3 protein-coding genes are annotated in these 2,024 nt (G+C 64.5%); 2 read left to right on the top strand and 1 reads right to left on the bottom strand.

Annotated features, from left to right (window positions below):
- On the top strand, positions 1-417 hold a 417-nt coding region (locus ACIBJI_RS42555), incomplete at its 5' end, for a transglycosylase SLT domain-containing protein (RefSeq protein ID WP_397088870.1).
- Complete coding sequence (locus ACIBJI_RS42550) at positions 417-1,601, top strand: transglycosylase SLT domain-containing protein (RefSeq protein WP_397088868.1); 1,185 nt, start codon at positions 417-419, stop codon at positions 1,599-1,601. The genes ACIBJI_RS42555 and ACIBJI_RS42550, both read left to right, overlap by 1 nt.
- Before the next feature lie 18 nt (positions 1,602-1,619).
- On the opposite strand, the gene ACIBJI_RS42545 is transcribed toward ACIBJI_RS42550, so the two are convergent.
- Positions 1,620-2,024 (bottom strand): C40 family peptidase (locus ACIBJI_RS42545; protein ID WP_397088866.1); only part of this gene is annotated, 405 nt, incomplete at its 5' end.

Raw genomic sequence — 2,024 nt, 5'->3', positions numbered from 1 at the left:
CAGTACACAGCATCGGCAAGCGGCAGCGGCGGGGCAAGCTCCTACCCGACCGTAGGCGGTACGGTAGGAGGCTGGATTCAGCAGGCTTTACAGGCTTTGCGCAGCGCAGGTTATGACGTAAGCAGGATAAATCCGAGCGATATCGCGACCATCATTCAGCACGAGTCGACCGGCAACCCGAACGCAATCAACAACTGGGACGGCAACGCTCGTGCGGGAACTCCCACAAAGGGCTTGATGCAGCTCTTGGATTCGAATTTCCAAAAGTACCATGTGGCCGGAACTTCCGGGAATATCTACGATCCAGTCGCGAATATTGCCGCCGGCATCATTTACGCTCTTGACCGGTACGGATCGATCGACAATGTGGAGGGTATCAAGGCACTCCGCAACGGCCGGGCGTATGTGGGGTACTGATGTCCTCCGAGCGGGAGTTGCCGGAACCGAGCGTAGATGACCCGTCCGCGCGCGCTGGGGTCGCGACTTCCGAGCCGCGTCGCAATCCCACCGCGTCCGCCCGGGGAAATGCGGTGCGCATGGCACCGCCGCCGTCGGCTGGTGCGGCTGCCGCATCTGGTTCGGCAGCCACCGCGCTGCGCGGCCAGTCGGCGAGCCCTATGCCGGTATCGTCCACTCCGCCAGCCACTTCGGCGGTTGGCGGCGGTTCGGACCTGGCCGCCGTCGCAGCCGGTGCCGGTCCGTTGGCGGCTGCTGCAATGGGCGCACTGGCATCGATCTCGGCCCAATACGGTGACGGCACTCCAACGTCGAATACTGGTCAGCCGAATGCACCGCCGCTGGTCGGCAATGGAGCGCCCACCGGACCGGTGCTCTGGGATGGCGCGTTCGGCGCGCAGTATTCGGCCAGTAGGCAGAGCGGCGCCCAACAGAACGACGCGTTGGGCAACCTGAACGCGGAACTCGGTCGGATTCTCGGTGGTTCGGCCGCAGACACCATTCAGGGCCGGGCGGCGATCGCCTCGATCATCGCCGAGGCCGATACCGCATTGACCGCACTCGGTGCGGTCGGAAATTCTGCCGCGACCCAGCGTCAGGTGATGGTCGCACTCGGTGATGCCCTGCAGCGGGCCGGAGCAGTACTCGGGAATGGGCAGTCCGCTGCGGCTATTTCGGCCGAACAGGTTGCCGCACTGGCCAATCGGTATGTTCAGGACTCCGGCCGATCCAGACCGCAGGTCTATTCGCGCGCTGCCAGCGGCGGCCCGCCGAGCACACAGCCCACCGGTGAAGTGGGCCAATGGATCAATACAGCCATACAGATCCTGCACCAGAACGGCTATGACACCAGCCAGATCAACCCTGCCGACATCGCGGCGATCATCCAGCACGAATCAGCGGGCAATCCGCACGCCATCAACGGCTGGGACAGCAATGCGGCGGCAGGACATCCCTCCAAGGGGTTGATGCAGACCATCGATTCCACGTTCAGTGCTCACGCCTTGCCCGGGCACCGAGATATCTGGAATCCGGTCGACAACATCATCGCCGGAGTGCGATACGCGATCGATCGCTACGGCTCGGTCGCCAATGTGCCCGGCATCGTGAAGTTGCACCACGGCGGCGCGTACGTGGGCTACTGAAGCCTCGGTGGATCCGGATCAGCTCCACCGGCTGGCGTGATAGCCGCTCGGCAGCTTCGTCACACGGACGTTCAGACCGGTGCGCGGCGCTTCGACGCATTGCCCGTTGCCGATGTACATCATGACGTGGCCGGGGTTGCCGTTGTTGAATTCGGAATTCGGGAAGATCAGATCGCCGGGGCGAATATCGCGCGGGTTGACCTTGGGGAGCTGACGGTACTGGTCCGCGGCCACTCGCGGAATGTTGACTCCGGCGGCTCTGGCGGCATATTGCATGAGTCCGGAGCAGTCGAATGACCCGGGCCCTTCCGCACCCCACACGTACGGGTCGCCCTGTTGGGCCATCGCCACCGAAACCGCCTTCTGCGCGGCCGCCGTGGTGGGGCCGCCGCCGATGCTGCCGCCGCCCGCGGCCGCGTATTC

The organism is Nocardia sp. NPDC050408 (genome assembly GCF_044458905.1).
GTDB lineage: Bacteria > Actinomycetota > Actinomycetes > Mycobacteriales > Mycobacteriaceae > Nocardia.
This window is presented reverse-complemented; position numbering and strand designations above follow the sequence as displayed.